Consider the following 24,080-nt stretch of genomic DNA (forward strand, 5'->3'; position numbering starts at 1 on the left):
AACGATTCACAAGTAAAACTATAGTAAAAGCTATTCAAAATAATCCTAAAGAAAGTAGAAGAGAATTTTTAGTAGACAAGTTTAAAGAAGCAGCTTCAGAATCATCTAATGTTAGTCAATACCAATTTTGGAGGCATGACAATAAACCTATTGAGTTATGGAGTAACAAAGTAATTCAACAAAAAATAGAATACATACACAACAACCCTGTAGAAGCTGGTTTGGTTTATAAATCTGAAGACTACGTGTATAGCAGTGCTATTGATTATACTGACGAACAAGGATTGTTAGAAAATATCGTAGTATTTCAGAATTTAGGTTAAAATAAAATACCACACGATACAATCGTGCGGCAACTGGGGAGAATTTTCAAAAGAAAGATAGCAGTATTTAAAAATTGAATAATAAAATACAAATTATGCTAACAGACAAAGAGATGAGAACTATTGGAGAGAAATATATTGATTTTCTTAGTAGAGAATATGATACTGAGTATATGCTTTTTCCAGAGTATATCGAAAAAAAAGCGTATGGAAACATTTATGCTTTTGATGGAAAAAAATATTTTGAAACACAAGATATAAAAGATCATTTAATAGGTACAGCTCCTTTTTTGGTCGAAAAAGAATCGGGTAGAGTGGTTCAGTTTGGAACAGCGTATCCTTTAGAAAAGTATTTAGATTTTTATGAGAATAATACATTAACTCCAAGTTTGGATCGTTATTGGTATCCAGATACAGAAGAGTTTAGTCACAAATAATAAAACTATGCTAACAGATAAAGAAATACTAAAAATAGCCAAAGATTACCCCGCTACCGCACGATTGTATCGTGTGGTAATGCTAAAGAAATAATGAAAGATGAGTCGAAATTATAAATTTCACAACCCAGAAGGATTATATTTTGTAAGCTTTGCAGTAGTTTATTGGTTAGATGTTTTTACAAGAAATGAATATAAAAATATAGTAGTAGATAGCTTAAGTTATTGTCAAAAAGAAAAAGGAATGGAGATTGTCGCATGGTGTATTATGACAAATCATGTTCATTTAATTTTTAGAAGTTTAGGAAACAGAGAACCACAATTAGTATTGGGAGATTTGAAACGATTCACAAGTAAAACTATTGTAAAAGCTATTCAAAATAATCCTAAAGAAAGTAGAAGAGAATTTTTAGTAGACAAGTTTAAAGAAGCAGCTTCAAGGTCATCTAATGTTAATCAATACCAATTTTGGAGGCATGATAATAAACCTATTGAGTTATGGAGTAACAAAGTAATTCAAGAGAAAATAAGTTATATACACAACAATCCTGTAAAAGCTGGTTTAGTTTATAAATCTGAAGACTACGTCTATAGCAGTGCTATTGATTATACTGACGAACAAGGATTGTTAGAAAATATCGTAGTATTTCAGAATTTAGGTTAAAATAAAATACCACACGATACAATCGTGCGGCAACTGGGGGATGTTATTACAGCAAGAAAAAAGTGGGTTGATGATTTTTTTAAAGAAAACGCGAATACACATTTCATCAGAGCAAATAAATTACCTAAATACATTGAAGATTTAGAAGAAAAATTTTGGCTTACCCAAATAAAAAACAAAGTTGAATATAATATATACAAATAAAATGATAGATAAAAAATTAACAGAATGGTTATATTACATTACACCGTATAGAGATGCATTGGATATTGGAGAGCTTAAAGACCCTAAATATTTAGAACTTAATTTCCCTTATAAATATCAATTTACCGATTATCTTTTAGAATGCTCTTTAAAGGAGTTTGTAAGTGTTATGATATGGATTTTCAGAGACCGATATCCTTATGAGTACAGTACAATTCAAGTGCTACAGGCTAAAAAAGATGAAAAAAATGACGAACTTTTGTTTAACACTAACAAACGTAAATTACAAGATATTGAACCTTTAGACTTTGAGGAAGTTGGAAATTTCGACTTAGGGTTATTAAGTTTGAAAATAAAGTTCAAACAACCTCAAATATCAGTTTTCAATTGGGTTGAACAAGCTATAAAAGGTAAAACATTTGAAAAAATTGAATCACCTGAAACAAGTGTATATTCTGTATCGGAATCACCAATAGAAAAATTGGAAGTCACTAAAAATCATGTTTTTATAAAAATAAAAGAAGATTATCTTATTTATTAAATTAGAACCCGATAGCCCCCGCTACCGCACGATTAAATCATATAGCAATGCTAATGAAGTAATAAAACATGAGTCAAAATTATAAATTTCACATCTCAAAAGGATTATATTTTGTAAGCTTTGCAGTAGAGTATTGGCTAAGTATTTTATCAGACAGTCTTAGAGAAAAATATCAGTTATTGAACAAAAAAAATGAACATACACTATTTAAAAAAATTAAAAGAAACTCCAAAAGTAAAATATTCATCGAAAATTATTAAAGGTATATCAGAAGAACAAATTATTAAGTATGAAGAACAACTCAATATTAAATTTCCAATTGCATATAAAGAGTTTTTATTCTTAGCAGGACAATACTCAGGATATTTAACATTACTTGAAGGAACATCTTCCATAGAAGACTTTGCTGATAAAGAGTTCCAATCATATTTTAAAGAAAAATATTTAGACCTATTCAACTTTAATGAAACTAGACCTTATTGGGTATTTACACAAGGTTCGCAAGCATTTTTCTTTTTCTATTTAGATGAAAATATAGAAGATCCTGAAGTATGGAAAGTAGAATTTTATGAAATAGGAAAACATGAGCTTAGCAAACTAGAAGAGCGAAGCCGTTTTAGTGAATTTATTAATGATGTTGTAGAGCATTCAATAGAATATTACAGAGAAATGTATGGTTAGAACTCGATAGCGCGAACTTGTAGTCCGTGCACTTAGTAAAACTAAAGCATCCTACAATGTCTTCAAAATACAAAGAAACCGAGGCTAACACTGCTTACTTCATCACTATAACTACTGTTGGTTGGGTAGCTATTTTTACTAGATTGCGACAAAAATATATGATTGTGAATTCTTTACAATATTGTCAAGAACATAAAAACTATGAAAACAATTATAAAAGAAATATTAGACGAATTAATTAATTATGTTAAAGATGATTTTAAAATGCCTGAAAAGCATTTTAAAAAAGTCACTGAGAAGATGAGCGTTAGAAATTATGCTTTCCCTTTTTTACATATTATTGGGTGGATGAGAAATATTCAACTAGATCTTTTAGATGAAGATGAAAATTCAAATTTCTTTATTATAGAGAGTCAAGTACTAGATAGTGAATGGAAAAATATATACAAATATGCCTCAATATTAAATGAAGTATTGATAAAAGATAAGGAGAAAATATTGTGGAATCCTGAACTTACGGAGAAAAATATAAAAGGAATCACAAAATATGTAGCTGAGCATTACAATCCAAAAATACGGGTCTATCTTGATCCAAAAAAAACACAATAATTCGTTCTAAACTAGCATAAGCAAGATGCTTGCACTAGCGAAAGAAAACCAAATCATGTCATATAGCATACTTACAAAAAATCTAAAAAACGAAGTGGAAGAAATTCCTATTTCAACACACAAACTCTTTCATGAGTATTGGTTGCCATTGTTTGAAAAACAACAATGTGAAAATTTATTGAATTGGAAATATCCACATGATTTGGAAGCAGACGAAATTCAAAATATCATAAAAGAATGGGAAAGATTACTTCCGTTCATTCATGGAGCTTGGGAAAAAGAAAGAGCTGATTTCATTCTAAAGAAATTAAAAAACATAAATTACTCCGATTATCAATATATTAGTTTTGGATAATGGTTCACAAAAACAACCTTCACGCCATTAAAAACAATAATTATATGCTACAACTTTGGACGTTTCCAAAATCAACTCATAATACTTTAGTTCTTATTCAAGAGGAAACAATCTATATTGACACTAAAAAAGGTGACATTTTAACGAATCAAGTTGAAAAAATAAACACGAACCAAGTTTGGGAGAAACCAAACGGAATTCATTTTGCAACGATTGAAAAAGTTTTCTGCTATAAAAAGCGACTTGAAATTCATCAAAAGCAAACTAAAAAGACACTATTTATTGATGATTCAGAAAAAATAAACGAAATTTTTAACGCAATCAAGGAACACATTCCCGCGCTACAACTTACTGTCAAAAGAGTCGGAATATTAAAATCTATCTGGGTTCATATACTACTAATTACTGTGCTTTTTATTCGTCTCATTACCTATTTGGTAGATGTTGTTTACATAGGTGAAAAAGCAGATCTCGTTTCTATACAAGAATATTACGGCGAGATATATGGTAATTTTATATACACTATTTCTGGCATCGGAACTATTGGGATTGTGATAATTGCAATTATTTACATATTACTTGCGCTTTTTTTCACAAATAGTATTGCCGAAAACAGACCGTACATCAAAGAATTGAAACGCAACTAACTATAAACTTCCTTGCGAAATATATTTATAATCTTCCAGTTCATGAAGTTGTTCAATTCGCTTTGAACTTCCGTTTTTGATTAAATATAGTGCATCTGAAACTTCGGTGATTTCACGATATAAATGATCGGTAATGACAATGATTTTATCTTGTTTTTCTGTTTGAATAAGCTCTTTGATTGCTTCTACTTGCACAGGTGAAATATGCGAAAAAGGTTCGTCTAGCAAAATAATTCTTGAAGGTGTTTTCAAGCTAAGAAAAACTTCTACAATACGACGTTGTCCGCCCGAAAGATGCCCAAATTTTTGTAACATGTCAAAATCATCTTCCACAAAAAACGATTGAAAATCTTCTTCTGAAACTTTATATAATTGCAATGCCTTGCGAATGGACATAAAATCGGGAATGAAATTGTGCTGCGGGAGATACTTTACAATTCCTGTTGTATATAGTTTTTTAAGAATTGCTTTCCCATCAACCTTTATCAGTTTGTATTTTGATTTTATAGAACCGAAAATAATCTTCAACAATGTACTTTTTCCACAACCGTTGCTTCCTAAAATTCCTGTAACTGCTCCTGCTTCCGCTTTTAGGTATACGCCATATAACAACTGAACATCGCCAAAATATTTTTCTATATTGTCTACTTCAAGCATATTATGGAAGTATAAATTGAAGCAGTATCAAATCTACAGTAGTGAAAAAAAACAGCAAACATAAAATCGTACGATTGCGCATTCCGAGGTTATATAAAAAATACAACGTACTATGATCGTTCATTTTTTTAGTGATGAAAAATACAAGAGGTAAAATTAATTTTGCTGCGATAATTAAAGGCAAAACAGAAAGTCCGAATACATAACACACAATATATATAATGGTAAGAAGCACTGATAGAATCAGTAATTCTCTCGCATAAAAAAAGACGTACGTAATGGTTCTCATATTTTACTATTGATGGTTCTCAAAGAAAAGAATTTCCTTTAAAAAGAATCGTTAAGCTTGACACAAAGACTGTTAAACAATTCCTAAAATAGAAATCTCATTAAACCTTTAGTAATTGCATAAGTCTTAGAAGCAACTATTATAAAGAACAGAACACATGAAAAACATCATTTATGCATTGGCTATATTATTCACCCTAAACATAGCTGCACAAGAAGGATCAGATCGAAAAGGCAAAAAAGATAAAAGAGAAATGCTTAAGGATCTTACTCCAGAACAACATGCAAATTTACAAACAAAGAAACTCACGCTAGCTTTAGATTTATCCGACAGACAACAATCACAAATTTTAGCTTTAAATACAACGATTGCTACAAAGCGTAAAGCTAAAATGGAAGCGTATAAAGCAATGAAAGAAAAAGGTGAAAAACCAACAAAAGAGCAACGTTACCAAATGATGAATGAGCGCTTAGATGCCAAAATTGCCTACAAAAAGAAGATGAAAGAGATTCTCACTGATGAACAGTACAAACGATGGGAGAAAATGCAAGCTCGCAAAGGCAAAGGAAAGAAAAAAATGAAAGGAAAGCGCAAAAACAAAGAGAGGTAAACAAAAAAAAGAGAAGTTAAAAGGCTTCTCTTTTTTGCTATTTGCACACAATTTTAGTATTATTGAAGTATTATTTAGCTAACACCAACCAACAAGTTATGAAAAAATATATTACACTATTCACGTTTGTATGTGTACTATTCCTAGGAATTCAAACAGCTACAGCGCAGGAAACTCCTGAGTTAAAAGCGAAAAACAAAACCCTAGAATTGGCAAAAGCTGTAGAGCTTTCTGATGTACAAGTAAAGCAAGTTTATGCTATTTATTTAGCGTACGAAAAGAACAATCGTGTGGAAAATGCTGCTGCATTAGACAAAGCAAGAAAAGACATTAGCAGTTTATTACAACCTGAGCAACAACAAAAATTTAAAGCTCGTTTTGTAAAAGATAAAGAGCGTAAGCAAAAATTAGCAAAAGGACGAGGCGCACAATAAAGAACCTTCAACTTTTATATAAAATAAAAAAACTCGGCAAATTGCCGAGTTTTTTTATGTCTTATATTTTTCTTTTTCCAAACGTCACTTCGAATAATTTTAATTGGAAAAGTCTATTTAACTACCATAATCAATCACTAAAAACATGCTAAAATCATAGTAATCTAACAGCAAAGTGAATTTAAATTGACTTGTTAATGTGTCAATTTAAAAATTTGTTAATGAAGTTTCATACTAAAGTTTACTTACCAAAGTACTAAGAGCGAAGCGATCTAAAAGTGAAGCTCGTCTAACAATCTAAAAGCGCCAGCAGTCTAAAAGCCAGACCGCATCTAACAAAACCTACAACTCTTCCGCAACTTCTTTAATTGCTTGAATCGTTTTGTCTAAATCTTCATACGACAACGCATCCGATAAAAACCAAGTTTCAAAAGCCGATGGTGCAATATAAATTCCTCTATCTAACAATCCGTGGAAAAATTTCTTGAACGAATCATTGTTTCCTTTTGCAGAAGACTCAAAATCAGTTACCGCTTCCTCACAGAAATGCACAGAAATCATAGAACCAATTGTGTTAATTTGATGTGTAACGCCAGCTTCCGTCAATACTTTTTCGATTCCTTTATATAAGTATGCCGTTTTTTCTTGTAGACTTGTAAAGACATCGCCTTTATTCAATTCTTCCAACATGGCCAATCCTGCAGCCATTGCCAATGGATTCCCACTTAAAGTTCCTGCTTGGTATACAGGTCCCAAAGGTGCTAAGTGACTCATTATTTCTTTACGTGAAGCAAATGCTCCCACAGGCAACCCGCCGCCAATTACTTTTCCAAAACATACAATATCTGCATTGACACCTAGTAATTCTTGTACGCCACCTTTTGCAAGTCTGAATCCTGTCATTACTTCATCAAAGACCAACAATATACCATGTGCGTCACAAACAGCACGTAAACCTTCTAAAAACCCTTCTACAGGTGGAATACATCCCATGTTTCCTGCAACAGGTTCTAGAATGATACACGCTATTTCATCTGCATTTTGCGAAATAATTTCTTTTACATTTTCTAAATCATTGAAACGTGCCAATAAGGTATCTTTTGCAGTTCCAGGTGTTACGCCAGGACTGTTTGGACTTCCAAAAGTCACTGCACCACTACCTGCCTGAATCAAAAATGCATCACTATGTCCGTGATAACAACCTGCAAATTTGATTATTTTGTTTTTTCCTGTAAATCCTCTTGCCAAACGAACCGCGCTCATACATGCTTCTGTTCCACTATTTACAAAACGAATCATATCAATATTTGGCACCATAGAAACTGCCAACTCTGCAATTTTCGTTTCAATCTCAGTTGGCATTCCAAAGGAAGTTCCTTTTTTAGCTTTCTCAACTACCGCATCAATTACTGGTTTGTACGCATGACCTAAAATCATAGGTCCCCAAGAATTAATGTATTCTATATATTGAGTATCGTCTTCATCAATAATGTAAGCGCCTTTTGCTTCTTTTGCAAAAATTGGTGTTCCGCCAACGGCTTTGAACGCACGAACAGGTGAATTTACGCCACCAGGAATCACTTTTTGTGCTTCTGCAAATAGCGCGCTGCTACGTTTATATTCCATGTCTATATTTTATGTTTTTTATTTGACTAAAAATCTTTTGGAAGTGGTTTTACAAACAGTACTTGTCCCACAAAAATTTCATTGCTTTCAAGTCCGTTTAAAGATTTTAATTTTGCAACCGTTATTTTGTGTTTTTTAGCAATACTGTACAAAGTATCACCTTTAGAAACCGTATAACGATCGTTATGTGTAGTTACTTTTTTTGCATCTTCTGGTTTTTTTCCTAGAACCTCAGCATCGTATTTATACAATTCGTAACGTTCAATTAATGCGATAAGTTTTTTAGGATACTTACGATCGGTAGCATAGCCAGCTTTTTTCAAACCTTTTGCCCATCCTTTATAATCGTCTTTTGGGAGTTTGAATAATCCTGCATAGCGCGACCTTCCAGTTAAAAACAAGGAATGATCTGTAAATGAATACGCCGGATTTGCATACTTTCGGAAACATTCTTGATCCTCATCATCATCATGATACACACGTTGTCCTTTCCAACCTTTATGACATTTAATTCCGAAGTGATTGTTAGAACGTGCAGTTAATTTTCCTTTTCCCGAACCCGATTCTAAAATTCCTTGTGCAAGGGTAATACTTGCAGGAATTCCGTGCAATTCCATTTCGCGTTTTGCTACATCTCTGTAGGTATCTATATAAACTTCTGTAATACTTTTTGTTGCAGTTGCTTTCGGAACTTCCACCTTAATATCTGGAGTCGTTTTTACAACTTCCACAGGTTCTTCCTTTGTAGGATTCGTTTTAACAACTCGTGTCGTTTTCTTCGTTCTCTTTTTAGTTTTTGAAACACGTTTTTGTGTTCCGCAACTCGATAATATCAATAAACCTAAAAGTGTATAAATAAGTTGTTTCTTCATCTGTTTATATGATCGTTTTTTGTCCTTTTCTTTGTAGTTTCTGGTTCATTCCTTCAATTCCCTGCAATCCGCCAGTATGAATTGCTAAAATACGGTTTTGTTTTGCAAAATGCCCATTTTTGATTAAATCTATGATTCCGAAGAGCATTTTCCCTGTGTAAATTGGATCGAGCGGAATTCCTGTTTGTTGTTTAAATTGATTGATAAACGTTACCAATTCCTCTGAAACTTTCCCGTATCCACCAAAGTGATAATCATTCATCAACTGCCAATTCTCTTTGCTTGTATACTGTGAGATTTCTTTCTGTAAAAAATCACCTTTCAACGCTGGAAAACCTAGTATTTGTTGATGCGAATATGCGCCGTTACAAATTCCCGAAATGGTTCCTCCAGTCCCAACTGCACAACAAATAGTATCAAAATCTTTCTCATTTTCCGTGATAATTTCTGCGCAACCTTTAACGGCTAAATCGTTTGTTCCGCCTTCGGGCACAGTATAGAAACGTCCAAACTCCTCCGTTAATTGTGTTAGAAATTCTTCTGATGTTTTTTTACGATAGTTCTCACGAGTAACAAATTTGAGTTGCATGCCATTTTCAACCGCAAAACACAAGGTCGGATTACTATCAACTTTACGAACCAATTCTTCTCCTCTGATGATTCCTATAGTTTTGAATCCGTGTAATTTTCCAGCAGCCGCAACTGCTGCAATATGATTGGAATACGCGCCTCCAAAGGTCAATAAAGTGTCTTGTTTTTCTTTGTTGGCTTCCGCTAGATTGTAGGTGAGTTTCCTAAATTTATTCCCTGAAACAAACGGATGAATCAAATCTTCACGCTTTACAAATAAGCGAACATCTTTAGCAAAATCTAGTTTGACTTCTTGTATTGGTATATTTTCAATTTGAAACTGCATAGAAACGTCAAAAATAGCTTAAAAATCGGATTCCTTTAGATTCTGACATTGAAATATCAACTAATGTAAAATTCGATCTAATAATAAAAAAACACTCATTCTTTTGATATGTATAAAGATTCTTTTAGTTTTAATCAATGACTAAAATTCTATACTAAAAATAGATTTGATTAACCTAGAAATAATGGGAGTTCCTGTTATATATTAGCAACAAGCTAAAAATATCCCTTAAAATGAAAAAAATCATCAAAGCGTTTTTCAAAGAGATAGTTCCAATCATAATAGGTATTTTAATTGCATTGTATATCAACAATTGGAACGAAGATAGAAAAGACAAAAATTACATTGATCGAATATCAATATCTATTCATAAAGAATTAACCGAAACTAATAATGATATCGTTGATTACTTACTTAAACAAAAGGTATTGATTGACTCTTTTGATTTTTACTTAAAAGACAATCAAGTTTCATTGGAAATGATACTGAAGAAGTCTGAAGGAATTTATATCCCAAAAATAAGGATTAACTCATGGAAAGCTATTTCTAATTCTAAAATTGAATTAATGGATTATGAAAAAACTTCTACTTTGGTGGATATTGAAGAACAAAAGGAGCTTTTACGAATGAAAGCAGAAAAATTAATAGATTTTATTTTTTCAAATTATAGAGAAACCGGAGAAGATAAAAAGGAGTTTGTAAAAATGTTGATATCAGAGATTATAAGCACGGAAAGGTCTTTACAAAAAGATATTGGAAAAATTATTAATAAATAAACTACAAATAACAACGTAACCAATACTACACAAACTGTTAAGACAACATCATGAAAAACTATTTTTTACTCACTAGCTTAGTTCTTTTTTGTTTGAGCAGTTCTTCATGCACTGTGTTACAATGGCGCAAATCCGATACTGAAATTCAACAAAAGTTTAACGATTTAAAAATTGAAAGTGAGATTTCCTATTTCAAAGTAGACAGTCTTGATTTACGGATTCGAACACAATCAATTATAACTAATGGAAAAGATATCAATCTCGTTTTCTTGCATGGTTCACCTAGTTCATTATCTGCTTGGGATGGTTATTTAGTAGATACAACACTGAGAGCAAATACAAATATGCATGCCATAGATAGACCTGGTTATGGATATTCAAACTTTGGAGATGAAATGACTTCCATTGACCTAGAAGCTCAACTCATGAGCGCACTTATCAATGAAAAAAAGTTAACGAATGTCATTGTCATAGGTTCTTCTTATGGTGGTCCGTTAGCGGCAAGAGTTGGTTTTTTAAACAACAATGTAAAAGCGGTTGTTATGATTTCTCCAGCAATAGATCCTAGGAATGAAAAAGATATTTGGGCATCTCGATTCACACAGTGGAAATTAACAAGATGGCTGGTTCCTACTGGATATCGCGTTGCTGGTGATGAAAAGGTTGTACACGCAAAAGAACTTGCATTATTAGAAAAAGATTGGAAAAACCTTGAGATTCCTGTACTACATTTTCATGGAGATATAGATGATATTGTTCCTTATAAAAACATCCACTTTAGCAAAGAGAATTTTCAACATATAGAAATCATTTCCATTCCACAAAAAGGACACGAAATCGCTTGGAAAAATCCAGAACTTATAATTCCACATATAGTAAAACTTATTTCTCAAATTCAAGAAGAAAAGTAAAATACAATTTTATTCAAACACCAAACTCCCAACTTCCAATTCATCACTCTTTTCAGACAATCGAATAACTGCTGTCTTTTTTTCTTCGTTTTCCTTTCCGTAGTTTGTATACAAGGCAACTTTTAAAATAGTAGGTCCAGATACTTTTTGTTCAGAACTTGAATAATGATCCACAACTATTTTGTATTCTCCTTTTACAGCATCTTTCAGCATAAACTCTTCAGGTCCGTATCCTTCCGTTAAATCTTCGGACATTCTTCCTCCTATTTTTGTATGCATATTTTTATAAGAAGCCTTCTCTCCTTTCGGATCGTAAACCCACAAATCAATATCGGTATCATTATGATTCCAATCAATTACAATTCGCACATCAACAGGCATTTTTGTAAACGTTTTTCGCACTTTCTTTTTTAGTTTCAGCTTCTTTTTATACGTGTTTACCAAACGTGTCAATTCTACATACGCAATATGTTCTATTCCAGTAAATCGTTCTTCTTCATCTTTTTGCAATAATTCCCCATCACACAATTTATTTAGTAAGTCGTAACTTTTTTGAATGTCTCCAACTTGCTCGTACGCCAATGCCAAATCTCTGTATGATTGTGGTTCTTCTGGTCGTAATTCCAATACTTTTTCATACGCTAACACTGCCAACTTATAACGTTTAAAATATTCAAATTTATAGGCAGCGGCTTTTAGCAATTCATAATTATCTAATTCAATTTCCATCAAATTTGTAATTATGGTTATTGCGGTTTCTGTTGCTTGGCGCGAATGGAAAAAGTCAGCTACATCTAAGTAAAACGATGGAACAGTCACATACATAGCGCGTATTTCTATGTACTTTTTATACGCATCTGCTACCGTTGTTTCTTTTTCTAATTCCTTGATGTATGGCATGTCTGAATTCCATGATTTCATTTTTATTCTCGAAGCCATTTTTTCGTTAAAAGCGTCAATAGCATCACTATCTTCGGCTATTCCTTTTTTAGTTACTATGTACACAGCGCCACCACGAGCTTTGGTTCCAAAGATTGCCGTTGCTTCTTGATTTTTCAGTATACCTAATTGAGCTATTTCTTCTTCTTGTATTTTTCTAAAACTACGCTGATTTGAAATTTTCCCGTTAATAAAAAATAATGGTTTGTTGTTTTCACTGAGCGAATTACTACTTCTAATGAGCATTTCTATGGCTTCTATCGTTTTGCGCATTTCATCCGATGGGTTTCCATATTGCCCTACATATTCAGAACTTACGGTTGAAATTGCAGAAGACATTTTAGCACTGCTTACACTTCCACCATACCCTACCACTGTAATTGCTTCTAGGCTTTCACCTGCCTTCATTTCTACATTAATCGTTTGTGAAGCTATCTCTTTTTCTACTGTACCATACCCAACATACGTAATTACAAGTTGTTGTCTCATTTTTGCTTGAATCGAATAATTCCCATCAAAATCTGTTATTGCTCCTCTATTACTATGTTTAACGGTTACATTGGCTCCAGGCAATGGCATTCCTTCGTCATCTATAATAGTTCCAGTAATCGTTATCAACTCTCCAACGCCTTGGTCTATTTGTACCGTAGTTTGTGTTGTTGCATTTGTTGCTGTCTCAGTATGTGTTGTTGCTGTTCCCGTTTCTGTTGCTACAACTTGTTGTTGTTCCTGTTGTGTAGTTGAAGTTGTTTGTTCTTCTACTATTGGTTCTGGCTTTTTTTCTTCTTCTAATACAATTTTTGATTGATACCAATCCAATACAGTTTTATATCCATCAAACAATTCATTTCTTCTATTTAACACGCGTTTTTTTCGCAGTATTTCTTCATTTTTTGCAACTTCTAAATGTCGTTTATAATCTTCTATAAGTTCTTTTGGCGGTTCTATTTTATAGCGAACGTAATCTTCTATACGATCTAAAATAATCATAGAAGTATAATCGGTAATCAGACTGTACTTTTTTGCCAATGAAGTGATCTTTTCTTCGTTTGCGTCTTTGTCGCGATACAAATCTTCCAATTTTTGTTTTGCCCACAAACGTTTTACCGCTTTTGTTCCGTTTACATCTTCTATTGTTACTGGAATTTTCTGCGTTACACGTCCGCTATAGCCAAATAATAATTCAATTTCAGCATCGCCCGAAAATTGCCCACTTATTGAAAAATCTTGATATACATTTACGCGTTGTCTCGGATAAATTTCACGCACATCTTCATCATGAATTACTCCTAAAAATTGATAGGTTTCCATTTTTAAAAGTAGTGTTGCTTTCGCGAAATCTAAACGTAATAAATTCAGGTAACTTCCGCCAGATTGCGTTGTAATATCTGTTAAGTGTTGATGATTGGCAGAAACCAACGAATTGATTGCATATATAGGTATTTTTCGTTTGATAGCGAAGTCGCCCAAATTTGCCAAACCATCTGAAAACAGTAAAATTTCATCCGCTTTAATGCGAACATTTTCAAGGATATTTAATTTTGTTCCGCCATCATATTGTACATTTTTAATGGCTTCCAAAACAGCTTCTACATTTCCATTTTCTACTATAAGTTCTTTTTGTGTTTGAATTGCATTGTTGAATGCGATAAAATCTACTTTTACATTTCGCACATATTCCAAATATGACAATAATACCTTTAGTTCAGTGTCCAAATCTTTGTAATTCATAGAATACGATGCATCCCAAAGTATGGTGATTTTTTTAGGTTTCTTTTTTAAACGTGTTTTTGGCTGCAATGCTTTGTAATAATGGAAATGTCCGTTGTATGTTGCTAGATTTTCTTTATTTGTTTTATTTGGAATTTGAATAACAATTGGTTGTGTTGGCGCATGATTGTTCTTTGAAGTTTTTGCTACGAACGCTTCCCCTTTTTTTTGGAAGAAGAAATTTTTGTAACGCGCTTTGGTAACTATTGGTTGTTGTTCATTAAAGACGTTCATTTCTACGGAAAAGGCATCTAAACTTTGAGAAATTCCTAAAGGCAATTCATAACTTTGTTTGCCATCTAGCGTACTTAATTCTTGCTCAAATTTTACAATAATATGTTTGTTACTTTTTGATAATAATGGATATACACGCGCTTTGTAATTATTTCCTTCTGTTTTTTCTAACAATCCCGGATCAATTTTTCGTCGTATCGTAGTTTCATAAGCAACTCTTCCTAGTTCTTTTTCTACAATGACAGCATCACGCATGTTACCATTTACGTCCATTGCAAATCCTGAAACCGTTTGTCCTTCTCCTAACGGAAACACCAATTCGCCTTCTAAAGTTCTATCCAATCCATTATAAAACTTCATATCATATGTTGTTACAGCTAAGTTTCCGACAATTTCAACACTTACTTTTAAATCGGTAAGTTTTAAATCTTGTGCATTTTTTACGGTAACTGCAGGTACATTTTGCGCAAACATATTTGTAGACAGTAAAAAAAGGAAAAGGTATACATACTGTTTCATAATGGTATTGTTTTTAATTTCAAAACAAAACTCACCATTTATAAAACTATAAAAAAGGGAGAATGAGTCAATTCCGCTTTTGAATGAGTTAATGGATTTTTTCTAAATTTAATTTTACAACTATCTTTTCTTTTGCATATAAATTCATCTAAATGGTTTTGATTTTGAGCAAGATTCCTGTATTTTTAGCAGAAACTTCTACTAAATTTGCTATATAAAAACTGTAAAATCATGAAAAAAAACATCCTTATTCTTACAATCTTCATGGCTTTTGCGTTTACATCCTTTGGTCAAACAAATCCAGTCACAAATTTAACTTGGAATCAGACATATATATTTCCAAATAACTACTTTACCCTTTCATGGGATGCACCTGCATTGCCTCACGATGCGTTAATTGGTTATAATATATATCGAGGAAATGAATTATATAGATTTCAGACGGAAACTTCCCTTTATCATGAACAACACGGTTCCAATGCTGGAGGAATAGACTTTTTACTTTACGACCCTGTTCCCGTTCTTGTACATGTAACTGCTGTTTACAATCCTGGCAACATAGAATCAGCATTTACAGAGACTATTCAACTTAACGGACCATTACTTAGCAATCCTGAATTCAAAAAAATTGATGCTATTTTATATCCGAATCCTACAAACGGAATATTAAATATTGGAAATACAAATTTGACAAAGATTTTAATGTATGACATTTCAGGGAAAATTATACGTGAATTTAAACCACAACCTGCAATTGATTTATCAACAATACCAAAAGGTTTTTATTTGATAAAACTCGTTTCTAGCAAGGGAGAATCAATAGATAAGGTTATTGTCTATTAAAGTTTTAAGAAGATTTATTATATATATTTCAAAAACTGAAAAAGTCTGCGTTTTTTTAAATAGGTGAAATCGCTTTCATTTTGATACGCTTCACGTTCAAAACTTAAATTAAGATAGGCTTTGTTTCTATTTCGATAATAACAAAGCTTAATCAACCATTCTAGCACATATAAAACATAAAAAGGAAGGATGAGTAATTCCAGTTGTTGTCGCAAATGAATCCGTTCGTGATATACCAAAATAGCGTTCCTTTTATCTTTCGCATCACGCAAAAAAATAAAAGGATATAAGGTAATTCCTCGAAAACCTTTTGGCACTATATATTTTGATACAAAAACCATACGCTTAGTCATTCCAAATGTACGTCAATTTAAGTACCTTTGTAGAAATGAAGAAATTAATTCCCATTGAAGAAGGCGATTTTTATCTTTCGCCCGAAGGTTATAAAGTGTTTACAGAGCAATTTCACCTAAAAAGAGGATATTGCTGCCAAAACGGTTGTAGACATTGCCCGTATGGATTTAACAAAAAAAGAAAATAAGATTTCATGGATTCTACCTTTATGAAATATAAAAAGGCTACTGCACATTTTCATCGTGTAGATATTCGCTATCCATAGCACATTTTAGATACATCCGAGTTTTTAGAATGAAGAATAACTATACAATTAAATTTAAAATGACAGTTAAAGAACATATTTTACAAGGAATTCCAGACGAATTACCAACTGCAAAAGCATACGATCCAAACATCAATCACGCACCAAAGCGTAAAGAAATTTTATCTCCAGAAGAAAAGAAATTAGCACTGCGAAATGCATTGCGTTATTTTGATAAAAAACATCACGAAGTTTTATTGCCTGAGTTTAAAAACGAACTTGAAACGTATGGAAGAATCTATATGTATCGTTTTCGTCCAGAATATAAAATGTATGCGCGTCCGATAGATGAGTATCCAGGAAAAACGAATCAGGCAAAAGCGATTATGTTGATGATTCAGAATAATTTGGATTATGCCGTTGCACAACATCCACACGAATTGATTACCTATGGTGGAAACGGTGGCGTATTTCAAAACTGGGCGCAATATTTATTGGTCATGAAGTATTTGGCTGAAATGAATGAAGAACAAACACTCGTTATGTATTCTGGTCATCCATTAGGATTGTTTCCATCGCATAAAGATGCTCCAAGAGTTGTAGTGACAAACGGGATGATGATTCCTAATTATTCGCAGCCTGACGATTGGGAAAAATTCAATGCACTTGGCGTAACGCAATACGGACAAATGACCGCAGGAAGTTATATGTACATTGGACCGCAAGGAATTGTACACGGAACAACGATTACGGTATTGAATGGTGGACGAAAGATTTCTAAGAATGGTGAAGGTTTGGCTGGAAAATTATTTTTAACAGCTGGATTAGGTGGCATGAGTGGTGCGCAACCAAAAGCAGGTAATATTGCAGGTTGCATCACGGTTTGTGCTGAAGTGAATCCGAAAGCAACAGAAACACGTCATTCGCAAGGTTGGGTTGATGAAGTTGTATACGATTTAGACAAATTGGTAAGCAGAGTTAATTCCGCAAAAGCGAATAAAGAAATCGTTTCGATCGCATATCAAGGAAATATTGTAGACGTTTGGGAAAAGTTTGATGAGGAAAATGTATATGTCGATTTAGGAAGTGATCAAACCTCATTACACAATCCGTGGGCTGGAGGTTATTATCCTATTGGACTTTCGTATGAAGCATCCAATAATATGATGGCGAACAATCCTGAACTCTTTAAAGAAAAAATACAAGAAACATTGCGCAGACATGCTGCCGCAGTGAATAAACATACTGCAAAAGGAACTTACTTTTTCGATTACGGAAATGCATTTTTGCTAGAAGCTTCTCGTGCTGGTGCAGATATTATGGCAGAAAACGGAATCGATTTTAGATATCCAAGTTATGTACAAGATATTATGGGACCTATGTGTTTCGATTATGGTTTTGGTCCTTTCCGTTGGGTTTGTGCATCTGGGAAACCAGAAGATTTAGCAAAAACCGATCAGATTGCCTGTGAAGTTCTGGAAGAAATTATGAAAGTTTCTCCAACAGAAATTCAGCAACAAATGGCAGATAATATTCGTTGGATTAAAGGTGCTCAGGAAAATAAATTAGTTGTTGGTTCGCAAGCGCGAATTTTATATGCAGACTCAGAAGGTCGTATGAAAATTGCACAAGCATTCAACGAAGCTATAGAACGTGGCGATATTGGACCTGTAGTTTTAGGACGCGATCATCATGATGTTTCTGGTACAGATTCACCATACAGAGAGACTTCTAATATTTACGATGGTTCGAAATTTACGGCAGATATGGCAATTCATAATGTTATTGGCGATAGCTTTAGAGGCGCTACTTGGGTTTCCATTCACAATGGTGGTGGCGTTGGTTGGGGCGAAGTAATTAATGGCGGATTCGGCATGGTTCTTGATGGATCTAAGGAAGCATCAAGGCGATTACATTCTATGTTATTTTGGGATGTAAATAATGGAATTGCAAGAAGAAGTTGGGCACGAAATGATGAAGCAATTTTTGCCATTAAACGCGCTATGGAAGTTGAACCTAACTTAAAAGTTACAATTCCAAATATCGTAGACGATGCTTTATTAGACTAGAATATTTATTTTAAAAATAATATAGTAACCCAAAAAAAAAGCAGTGATATGAAAACATTAAAATTACTTTTACCAGTAGTTGTACTACTATTTGTTACTTCTTGTATTTCGGTCAGAGTGGTTGCCGATTACGACCAGGAAGCTGATTTTAAATCTTATAAAACATTTGCGTTTTATAAAACTGGAATTGACAAAGCTGAGATTTCAGACTTAGATAAGAAAAGAATTCTACGTTCAATAGAAAAAGAAATGATTGCCAGAGGTTTTGTAAAATCTGAAAATCCAGATCTTTTAGTAAACATTATGACAAAAGCAAACAAACGCATCAACGTCAACAATAACTTTGGTTTTGGCTGGGGTGGTTTTGGCTGGGGCGGCTGGGGCTGGAATCCATGGATGATGGGCAGAAGCTCTGCAATGGTAAGCTCACGTGTTGAAGGTGTTTTATATATTGACTTGATCGATACAAAACAGAAAGAATTGGTATGGCAAGGTAGAGGCTCTGGAAACTTATTAGGTCGTCGTACCACTATTGAAAAGAAAGAAGCTCGTATTCAAGAGTTTGTTGCTGAAATTATGAAAGAATATCCGCCAATGGCAGCAGCACAATAAACAAGATTCACATATGAAAATTAAAACCTCGAAAGTATTTTCGAGGTTTTTTTTAGCGTTTATGCTAATTCTTACTGAGACATTTTTTATTTTTATGTATCTAAAAAATTATTACCAATGACTTCAAGATTAATTCTTTTACTCCTACTCTCTTTTTTGTATGCAAACACATCTATTGCACAAGATTTGCATATAAAGTTAGATCGCAAAAACCGCGTAAAAGAATTAGGTACAATTAAAAATGGAGAAAAAGATGGTTTGTTTTTCAAATATAAACGCAATGGAAAACATAAATCATTTATGTATGAAAATGGTAAAAAGCGAAAAGTAAAACCATCGGAAGTTACAGTAGAGAAAAAATACAGCTCAGAGTCTGAAGATGAAGTTTTAGAAAGAAGCTTCGGTGTTTTAAAAGATGGCAAACGTGAAGGTTTGTGGTTTACTTTTAATGGTTATGACGAGTTTACACAAGCTACTTTATACAAAGCTGGGATTATAGAAAATAGTAAATATCGCTTTCATGTAGATGGTGAAGTTTTAGGTATTGATCGATATGAAAAAGGTGTTAAAAATGGGCTTTGTGAAGAGTTTCACAGTGGTGGCGCATTGCATTATAGAACACTTTATAAAAATGGTAAGATTGTAGATGGCGAGAATATTTATTATTACCCAAGTGGAAGTAAGAAGTTTGTAGACAACTATAAAAACGGATTAAAGTTCGGAAAAAGCATTACGTATTACGAATCGGGCGCAATTGAAATTGAAGGGATTTATCGCGATAAAGGTTATAAAGAAGGTCCTTGGAAAGAGTATTTTGAAAGCGGAAAACTTAAAGAAGAATACTATTATAGACACGGACTTTTTCACGGAGAATACACGATTTATGATGAGGAAGGAAACATTTTACAGCAGTACATTTATAAGAATGATAAGTTGATTAAGACGATTGTTAATTAGACTCGCTTTGCTCTTGGATTGTTAGAGCGCTGTCGCTTTTAGTATCGCTTCACTGTTAGACGCAGCTTCACTTCGACAAGCTCAGTGTGAACGCTCTTAGTATTTTGTGTTTTTTGAAACTAGAATATTTTAGTACATCTCGATACAAATTTATTATATAAATTCACTCGATGTGACGTTTCCCGTTTCAAATTCAACTTCAGTTTCAATTTAATATGCGTCTGTTCGAGTGATTTTCATTATGAAATGGAGAAAATTGTATCGAGAACTATTTTGCTGTTAGACAGGTTTTCCTTAAAATTTTTACATTTAAAATTTAGCATTTTACATTTAACATTTCAAATTCTTTTCTCTTTTACCTACGCTGTGTGTATGCTTTAAAATACGTACACTCTTTTATAATTTCTTGATAGAATTTTGTGTCTTTATAGTTTTCCAATTCTTCAAATTTGGTTTCGTGGTCGCCACAAAATTTGTCTACAATGTAGTTGCTAGTAGTATCGTCCCAAGTAATATCAAAACACATTCCTGCCTTGGCTAGGAAATACGTTGCTTTTGCTTTTATTTCATTAGAAGACGTAGCTTCAATAGCTTTGTTATAATAAGCTATTGCTCTTTCTATCATTTCCGAATCGAGTTCGGCATCTTCATCTGCCCAATCGTCATATCCTTTGATTGAATTTCTACCATCATTTCCTCCATTCAAATAATGCAAGGTGTTTACAAACCAACCTAATTCACTTAAATTATACCACGCATTTCCAAGCATGTAATAATATGCTCCTGCATTTTCAGGCTCTTCTGTAGCTAATGTTTCTAACTTTAGTAAGGTCTTTGCCAACAGTAATTTATTGTCAATATAATACTCTTTATCAATCTCTGAAGTGTATAACAAATTCTTATATTTTTCATGAAAACGATCGCTTTGCGCTAAAAAGCTCACATTAAAATATTCATTTATTGCTCCAGAAAATAAACTGTTTCGGATTCCTTCTTGATAATATTTTTTAGGCTTTTCTATTTGATTGAAATACTTGATCGCTTTTTCTAAATTATTTTCTCTTAAAAAATACGTTCCCAACATTTCATTGATGAAGTCTTCATTATCTTTAGGCAACAGACTTATGATAAAGTGTTCTAATTCGGTTCTGGAAGTAACTGTTATTAGTTTTTTAAGCTTTAATAAATCTTCCTGTTCTAAATATTTATGTTGTTCGTAAAAGAAGTTTGACGCACTAAAATTCGATGCTAGCACATCATCCTTAGCTACTTTGTTTTCTGCATAATGTATAGATTGATAGGATAGAAATTCGCTGATGATTTTTTGATCTTCATTCGCATATAACTGTGCTATTTTTTTGAAGAAAAACCCTCTAACACCATGATTATTATATAAGTTTTTGTTTCCTTTTAATTCAAGAAATAAGCGATCCATTGTATATTTATCAAACCCATCTATTTGCAATACTTTGATGATATAGGCAAAGACATTAGCCTGATTTCTGTATTCAGCATTTATATACTTTCCTGTAAACGTATCTGTTGCAGTTTCAAAATCTCCTTTTACAATGTCTATGATTCCTTTAAAGATTGACCAAAGTTCTTTGTTTTTTAGTTTTGAATTGTTCAATTGATTCACAACAATAGCTTCCGCTTTTGCTAAATTTTCATACGAGAACGAATTTGTATTTGCAGATAAATTCGAAGCGAAAAAAGATTCATGAAGCGAATCAAAGTAACGCATCGCCAATACTTCCGCATAGCTAGAATTTGGGTTCACCGCAACTATTTCTTGTAATTCTGCAATGTGATTTCCATAAAAGCCATAAAAGAAGTGTACCAATTCATTTTCCCTTGAATGTTCACTTAAATCTAATCCGCGCATCGATAAGCGCTGCAAACTTAAAAATACAATGTTTTTTCGATCTTGGAGATTTTCAAAAACCTTTAGAAAACTACGTATACTTTCTACTTTTTCACCACGTCTATACAACATTGTTGCATTGCGTTCCATTGCTTTGTAGTAAATATATTTTGAGCTTTCATCGTATTTCATGTATGTATCAAACATTTCGTTGGTACGTTCTGGGTTGCCCAATTCGAATGCCAATCGTACGATTTGAAACCCTATTCTATTCTTCAAAAAAGCATCTTGAGTTTTTGTATACAACGCAATTGCTTCTTCATACATTTTATTCAAATCTGCTTTTGTAGTTGCAATGCTTTCTCCTTGATACCAAGAATTTTCTAGTTCATATTTCCCTGTATAAATCAGCTCGCATTTTTTAGCAAACCAAAAATAACGCAACAGTTCTTTTTTATTTGGCGAAGCTAATATGTAGCGTTCCAACTCATTTTTTGCAACATATTTTTCTGAAGAATGATCTTTTAAAAACTTGTCAAAGTCTAAAAATGAAGTGCGATAAAATCCTTTTATTATTGCTTCCTTGCCTAGTTTATGATTGAAATAATTTTCCCATTCATCCAAATTATCATACGAATCAATAGTTGTTCCATTCCCAAAAGGCGCACAAAAAGTAGCATCTAAACAGTTTAAATAAGGATATAACGACGGATCTGAAATCAGGGTTTGATCTAACAATAAAATATTTCGCTCTCCTACATCATAAGAATAACCACAAAAATTAAACTTGTAAACATTTGCACTGAGTACTATCGGAACAAATATTAGGATTAAAAGTATCTTTTTCATGCGTTTAAATTTTGATAATAATTTATTTTTAAGCTAATTATAAAATTGAGAACGCATATAACCGCTTCGCTCTCACATTAAAAATTTTAAATATTCTCTTTTAGAATATGTTTTTAAATTTTTTTAATTTTCGTTTCATGCGTTTAAAATTTATCGCTTAGTTGTTGAATTTCTTTTGCAGAAAACTCATCTGCTACTTTGGAATTGATATGATAATAAATAATATTAAAATCTTGTTCTGCATATTTTTTTATGCGTTCCGCTAATTGTGACAAACTTCGTTCATCAACGGTTTCATAACGCATTTTATCATCTTCATACAAGTAGTAACTCTCCGCAAACATACCGCTACTTTCCATCGAATAATAGTTACCTTCTTTGTTTAATTTCTCCAAATCGGAGCTAGAAATATCGTTGAGCAAGCGCTTAAATCTCCCTTGATTGAAAACTGCTACCCAAGAAAATAAAGGCAACGCAACATCATATTGTAATGGATATTCTTCTAAAGAAGCTACATATTTATCAACGGTTTCAATATTAAGAATCGAGTTTGTTTCTTCTTCTGAGGTAAGTTCTCCAACATTATAAAACATAATAACACCACTATTTACAGGCGGAATTCCTGTTTTTTCTTTATACTTTACTTGATGCAAACGAATGGTCGCAGATATATTTGGATTGCCCATTTTCTGATAAGATGCTTGTGTTCGTATGGCTTTTAAAAATGTGAAGTAGTTTTCACGTGTTGCCATAGACCAATCGCAATCAAATTGAAGCTCACTAACGGTCAACTTGTTACGCATTACCAATCTTTCAATTTTATCACTAATGTTTCTCGCCAATTGTTCAGCTTCAGAAACATTGTTCATTTTCTTAAAAACCTCGTTTGTAATATATACGACTGGCACCAATTCCTTGACTCCAATAACGGTACTGTCTTTAAATTGTATGGTTGCTGTAGGAAGTGGTCCTTTTTGACTTCCCGAATAGGTGACGTCAAAAAATTTCGTGTAGAGTTTTTCGCTTCCGAGCGTGTTTAATAGTTCCTTTTTTGAAGCATTCAATTCGAAATCAGTTTTCCAATGATAGAAAAATATCTCTTTCTTTTTCGGTTCACACGAAGACAAAAATAGCAATGACAAGACTACTATTCCTAGTTTACTAAAATAGTTCATACGGTTTTATACTAAAAAATGAAGAGTGGAACTCAAATATACGTTTTTTTTTAGACACGTTTCGCTCTTAGCTTGTTAGAATCGCTTTGCCTTATGAAA

The 24,080-nt window shown here is 32.8% G+C and carries 24 protein-coding genes and 1 pseudogene; 17 read left to right on the forward strand and 8 right to left on the reverse strand.

Annotation, left to right across the window (positions count from 1 at the left end):
• From ACRBBL_RS02310 to ACRBBL_RS02345, 8 genes and pseudogenes are all read left to right on the forward strand, one after another.
• Window positions 1-323 (forward strand): annotated as a pseudogene (locus ACRBBL_RS02310) (transposase); the annotation flags it as partial.
• 95 nt (window positions 324-418) lie between these two features.
• Window positions 419-760, forward strand: a complete 342-nt coding sequence (locus ACRBBL_RS02315) for a YrhB domain-containing protein (protein ID WP_431367424.1) — start codon at window positions 419-421, stop codon at window positions 758-760.
• Window positions 761-860: 100 nt separating this feature from the next.
• The gene (locus ACRBBL_RS02320; protein ID WP_431367425.1) at window positions 861-1,424 is read left to right on the forward strand and encodes an REP-associated tyrosine transposase; all 564 of its coding nucleotides are present in this window, start codon (window positions 861-863) and stop codon (window positions 1,422-1,424) included.
• 205 nt (window positions 1,425-1,629) lie between these two features.
• Entirely contained in the window at window positions 1,630-2,169 is a 540-nt protein-coding gene (locus ACRBBL_RS02325; protein WP_431367426.1) for a hypothetical protein, read from the forward strand.
• 192 nt (window positions 2,170-2,361) lie between these two features.
• The gene (locus ACRBBL_RS02330; RefSeq protein WP_431367427.1) at window positions 2,362-2,850 is read left to right on the forward strand and encodes an SMI1/KNR4 family protein; all 489 of its coding nucleotides are present in this window, start codon (window positions 2,362-2,364) and stop codon (window positions 2,848-2,850) included.
• A 201-nt stretch (window positions 2,851-3,051) separates the two neighbouring features.
• Window positions 3,052-3,459: a hypothetical protein gene (locus tag ACRBBL_RS02335; protein ID WP_431367428.1), complete on the forward strand. Its 408-nt coding sequence runs from the start codon at window positions 3,052-3,054 to the stop codon at window positions 3,457-3,459.
• 55 nt (window positions 3,460-3,514) lie between these two features.
• Entirely contained in the window at window positions 3,515-3,814 is a 300-nt protein-coding gene (locus tag ACRBBL_RS02340; RefSeq protein ID WP_431367429.1) for a hypothetical protein, read from the forward strand.
• 44 nt (window positions 3,815-3,858) lie between these two features.
• Window positions 3,859-4,461: a hypothetical protein gene (locus ACRBBL_RS02345; protein ID WP_431367430.1), complete on the forward strand. Its 603-nt coding sequence runs from the start codon at window positions 3,859-3,861 to the stop codon at window positions 4,459-4,461.
• Here ACRBBL_RS02345 and ACRBBL_RS02350 read toward each other — a convergent pair whose 3' ends face one another.
• Window positions 4,462-5,118 (reverse strand): ATP-binding cassette domain-containing protein, encoded by a 657-nt coding sequence (locus ACRBBL_RS02350; protein ID WP_431367431.1) that lies wholly within the window; start codon window positions 5,116-5,118, stop codon window positions 4,462-4,464.
• A 446-nt stretch (window positions 5,119-5,564) separates the two neighbouring features.
• Between ACRBBL_RS02350 and ACRBBL_RS02355 the strand changes: the two genes are divergently transcribed.
• On the forward strand, window positions 5,565-6,017 hold the full coding sequence (locus tag ACRBBL_RS02355) for a hypothetical protein (protein ID WP_431367432.1): 453 nt from the start codon (window positions 5,565-5,567) through the stop codon (window positions 6,015-6,017).
• Between the two features lie 98 nt (window positions 6,018-6,115).
• Window positions 6,116-6,451: a hypothetical protein gene (locus tag ACRBBL_RS02360; protein WP_431367433.1), complete on the forward strand. Its 336-nt coding sequence runs from the start codon at window positions 6,116-6,118 to the stop codon at window positions 6,449-6,451.
• Window positions 6,452-6,793: 342 nt separating this feature from the next.
• Here the strand turns inward: ACRBBL_RS02360 and hemL are convergent, their stop codons facing one another.
• From hemL to ACRBBL_RS02375, 3 genes are read right to left on the reverse strand one after another with little or no spacing between them, the layout of a single operon-like run.
• Entirely contained in the window at window positions 6,794-8,077 is a 1,284-nt protein-coding gene (gene hemL, locus ACRBBL_RS02365; RefSeq protein ID WP_431367434.1) for a glutamate-1-semialdehyde 2,1-aminomutase, read from the reverse strand.
• A gap of 26 nt (window positions 8,078-8,103) precedes the next feature.
• On the reverse strand, window positions 8,104-8,949 hold the full coding sequence (locus ACRBBL_RS02370; protein WP_431367435.1) for a glucosaminidase domain-containing protein: 846 nt from the start codon (window positions 8,947-8,949) through the stop codon (window positions 8,104-8,106).
• A 4-nt stretch (window positions 8,950-8,953) separates the two neighbouring features.
• Window positions 8,954-9,865: a 1-aminocyclopropane-1-carboxylate deaminase/D-cysteine desulfhydrase gene (locus ACRBBL_RS02375; protein ID WP_431367436.1), complete on the reverse strand. Its 912-nt coding sequence runs from the start codon at window positions 9,863-9,865 to the stop codon at window positions 8,954-8,956.
• Window positions 9,866-10,098: 233 nt separating this feature from the next.
• Between ACRBBL_RS02375 and ACRBBL_RS02380 the strand changes: the two genes are divergently transcribed.
• Both ACRBBL_RS02380 and ACRBBL_RS02385 read left to right on the forward strand, forming a co-directional pair.
• Entirely contained in the window at window positions 10,099-10,641 is a 543-nt protein-coding gene (locus tag ACRBBL_RS02380) for a hypothetical protein (protein WP_431367437.1), read from the forward strand.
• 50 nt (window positions 10,642-10,691) lie between these two features.
• Window positions 10,692-11,552 (forward strand): alpha/beta fold hydrolase, encoded by an 861-nt coding sequence (locus tag ACRBBL_RS02385; RefSeq protein WP_431367438.1) that lies wholly within the window; start codon window positions 10,692-10,694, stop codon window positions 11,550-11,552.
• A gap of 9 nt (window positions 11,553-11,561) precedes the next feature.
• On the opposite strand, the gene ACRBBL_RS02390 is transcribed toward ACRBBL_RS02385, so the two are convergent.
• Window positions 11,562-15,014 carry a VIT domain-containing protein gene (locus ACRBBL_RS02390; protein ID WP_431367439.1) on the reverse strand — a complete coding sequence of 1,151 codons (3,453 nt, stop codon included), beginning with the start codon at window positions 15,012-15,014 and terminating at the stop codon, window positions 11,562-11,564.
• Between the two features lie 231 nt (window positions 15,015-15,245).
• Between ACRBBL_RS02390 and ACRBBL_RS02395 the strand changes: the two genes are divergently transcribed.
• Window positions 15,246-15,857, forward strand: coding sequence for a T9SS type A sorting domain-containing protein (locus tag ACRBBL_RS02395; protein WP_431367440.1), 612 nt, complete (start codon window positions 15,246-15,248; stop codon window positions 15,855-15,857).
• Between the two features lie 17 nt (window positions 15,858-15,874).
• Here the strand turns inward: ACRBBL_RS02395 and ACRBBL_RS02400 are convergent, their stop codons facing one another.
• Entirely contained in the window at window positions 15,875-16,210 is a 336-nt protein-coding gene (locus ACRBBL_RS02400) for a hypothetical protein (protein WP_431367441.1), read from the reverse strand.
• A gap of 35 nt (window positions 16,211-16,245) precedes the next feature.
• Between ACRBBL_RS02400 and ACRBBL_RS02405 the strand changes: the two genes are divergently transcribed.
• The 4 genes from ACRBBL_RS02405 to ACRBBL_RS02420 all read left to right on the forward strand — a co-directional run bounded on the left by ACRBBL_RS02405 (window position 16,246) and on the right by ACRBBL_RS02420 (window position 20,093).
• On the forward strand, window positions 16,246-16,398 hold the full coding sequence (locus tag ACRBBL_RS02405) for a DUF5522 domain-containing protein (protein ID WP_431367442.1): 153 nt from the start codon (window positions 16,246-16,248) through the stop codon (window positions 16,396-16,398).
• A gap of 137 nt (window positions 16,399-16,535) precedes the next feature.
• On the forward strand, window positions 16,536-18,524 hold the full coding sequence (locus ACRBBL_RS02410; protein WP_431367443.1) for a urocanate hydratase: 1,989 nt from the start codon (window positions 16,536-16,538) through the stop codon (window positions 18,522-18,524).
• Between the two features lie 48 nt (window positions 18,525-18,572).
• The gene (locus tag ACRBBL_RS02415) at window positions 18,573-19,136 is read left to right on the forward strand and encodes a DUF4136 domain-containing protein (RefSeq protein WP_431367444.1); all 564 of its coding nucleotides are present in this window, start codon (window positions 18,573-18,575) and stop codon (window positions 19,134-19,136) included.
• Between the two features lie 117 nt (window positions 19,137-19,253).
• Entirely contained in the window at window positions 19,254-20,093 is an 840-nt protein-coding gene (locus ACRBBL_RS02420; protein WP_431367445.1) for a toxin-antitoxin system YwqK family antitoxin, read from the forward strand.
• Window positions 20,094-20,448: 355 nt separating this feature from the next.
• On the opposite strand, the gene ACRBBL_RS02425 is transcribed toward ACRBBL_RS02420, so the two are convergent.
• On the reverse strand, window positions 20,449-22,806 hold the full coding sequence (locus ACRBBL_RS02425; protein WP_431367446.1) for a hypothetical protein: 2,358 nt from the start codon (window positions 22,804-22,806) through the stop codon (window positions 20,449-20,451).
• 143 nt (window positions 22,807-22,949) lie between these two features.
• Entirely contained in the window at window positions 22,950-23,981 is a 1,032-nt protein-coding gene (locus ACRBBL_RS02430) for a hypothetical protein (protein ID WP_431367447.1), read from the reverse strand.
• Window positions 23,982-24,080: the final 99 nt, after the last annotated feature.

It is taken from the genome of Kordia sp. (assembly GCF_050633145.1).
GTDB lineage: Bacteria > Bacteroidota > Bacteroidia > Flavobacteriales > Flavobacteriaceae > Kordia.

Excerpts from the sequence above, each read along its gene's own strand:
- ACRBBL_RS02315 (WP_431367424.1), top strand. The coding sequence starts at position 419 with ATGCTAACAGACAAAGAGATGAGAACTATTGGAGAGAAATATATTGAT.
- ACRBBL_RS02320 (WP_431367425.1), top strand. The coding sequence starts at position 861 with ATGAGTCGAAATTATAAATTTCACAACCCAGAAGGATTATATTTTGTA.
- ACRBBL_RS02325 (WP_431367426.1), top strand. The coding sequence starts at position 1,630 with ATGATAGATAAAAAATTAACAGAATGGTTATATTACATTACACCGTAT.
- ACRBBL_RS02330 (WP_431367427.1), top strand. The coding sequence starts at position 2,362 with ATGAACATACACTATTTAAAAAAATTAAAAGAAACTCCAAAAGTAAAA.
- ACRBBL_RS02335 (WP_431367428.1), top strand. The coding sequence starts at position 3,052 with ATGAAAACAATTATAAAAGAAATATTAGACGAATTAATTAATTATGTT.
- ACRBBL_RS02340 (WP_431367429.1), top strand. The coding sequence starts at position 3,515 with ATGTCATATAGCATACTTACAAAAAATCTAAAAAACGAAGTGGAAGAA.
- ACRBBL_RS02345 (WP_431367430.1), top strand. The coding sequence starts at position 3,859 with ATGCTACAACTTTGGACGTTTCCAAAATCAACTCATAATACTTTAGTT.
- ACRBBL_RS02350 (WP_431367431.1), bottom strand. The coding sequence starts at position 5,118 with ATGCTTGAAGTAGACAATATAGAAAAATATTTTGGCGATGTTCAGTTG.
- ACRBBL_RS02355 (WP_431367432.1), top strand. The coding sequence starts at position 5,565 with ATGAAAAACATCATTTATGCATTGGCTATATTATTCACCCTAAACATA.
- ACRBBL_RS02360 (WP_431367433.1), top strand. The coding sequence starts at position 6,116 with ATGAAAAAATATATTACACTATTCACGTTTGTATGTGTACTATTCCTA.
- hemL (WP_431367434.1), bottom strand. The coding sequence starts at position 8,077 with ATGGAATATAAACGTAGCAGCGCGCTATTTGCAGAAGCACAAAAAGTG.
- ACRBBL_RS02370 (WP_431367435.1), bottom strand. The coding sequence starts at position 8,949 with ATGAAGAAACAACTTATTTATACACTTTTAGGTTTATTGATATTATCG.
- ACRBBL_RS02375 (WP_431367436.1), bottom strand. The coding sequence starts at position 9,865 with ATGCAGTTTCAAATTGAAAATATACCAATACAAGAAGTCAAACTAGAT.
- ACRBBL_RS02380 (WP_431367437.1), top strand. The coding sequence starts at position 10,099 with ATGAAAAAAATCATCAAAGCGTTTTTCAAAGAGATAGTTCCAATCATA.
- ACRBBL_RS02385 (WP_431367438.1), top strand. The coding sequence starts at position 10,692 with ATGAAAAACTATTTTTTACTCACTAGCTTAGTTCTTTTTTGTTTGAGC.
- ACRBBL_RS02390 (WP_431367439.1), bottom strand. The coding sequence starts at position 15,014 with ATGAAACAGTATGTATACCTTTTCCTTTTTTTACTGTCTACAAATATG.
- ACRBBL_RS02395 (WP_431367440.1), top strand. The coding sequence starts at position 15,246 with ATGAAAAAAAACATCCTTATTCTTACAATCTTCATGGCTTTTGCGTTT.
- ACRBBL_RS02400 (WP_431367441.1), bottom strand. The coding sequence starts at position 16,210 with ATGACTAAGCGTATGGTTTTTGTATCAAAATATATAGTGCCAAAAGGT.
- ACRBBL_RS02405 (WP_431367442.1), top strand. The coding sequence starts at position 16,246 with ATGAAGAAATTAATTCCCATTGAAGAAGGCGATTTTTATCTTTCGCCC.
- ACRBBL_RS02410 (WP_431367443.1), top strand. The coding sequence starts at position 16,536 with ATGACAGTTAAAGAACATATTTTACAAGGAATTCCAGACGAATTACCA.
- ACRBBL_RS02415 (WP_431367444.1), top strand. The coding sequence starts at position 18,573 with ATGAAAACATTAAAATTACTTTTACCAGTAGTTGTACTACTATTTGTT.
- ACRBBL_RS02420 (WP_431367445.1), top strand. The coding sequence starts at position 19,254 with ATGACTTCAAGATTAATTCTTTTACTCCTACTCTCTTTTTTGTATGCA.
- ACRBBL_RS02425 (WP_431367446.1), bottom strand. The coding sequence starts at position 22,806 with ATGAAAAAGATACTTTTAATCCTAATATTTGTTCCGATAGTACTCAGT.
- ACRBBL_RS02430 (WP_431367447.1), bottom strand. The coding sequence starts at position 23,981 with ATGAACTATTTTAGTAAACTAGGAATAGTAGTCTTGTCATTGCTATTT.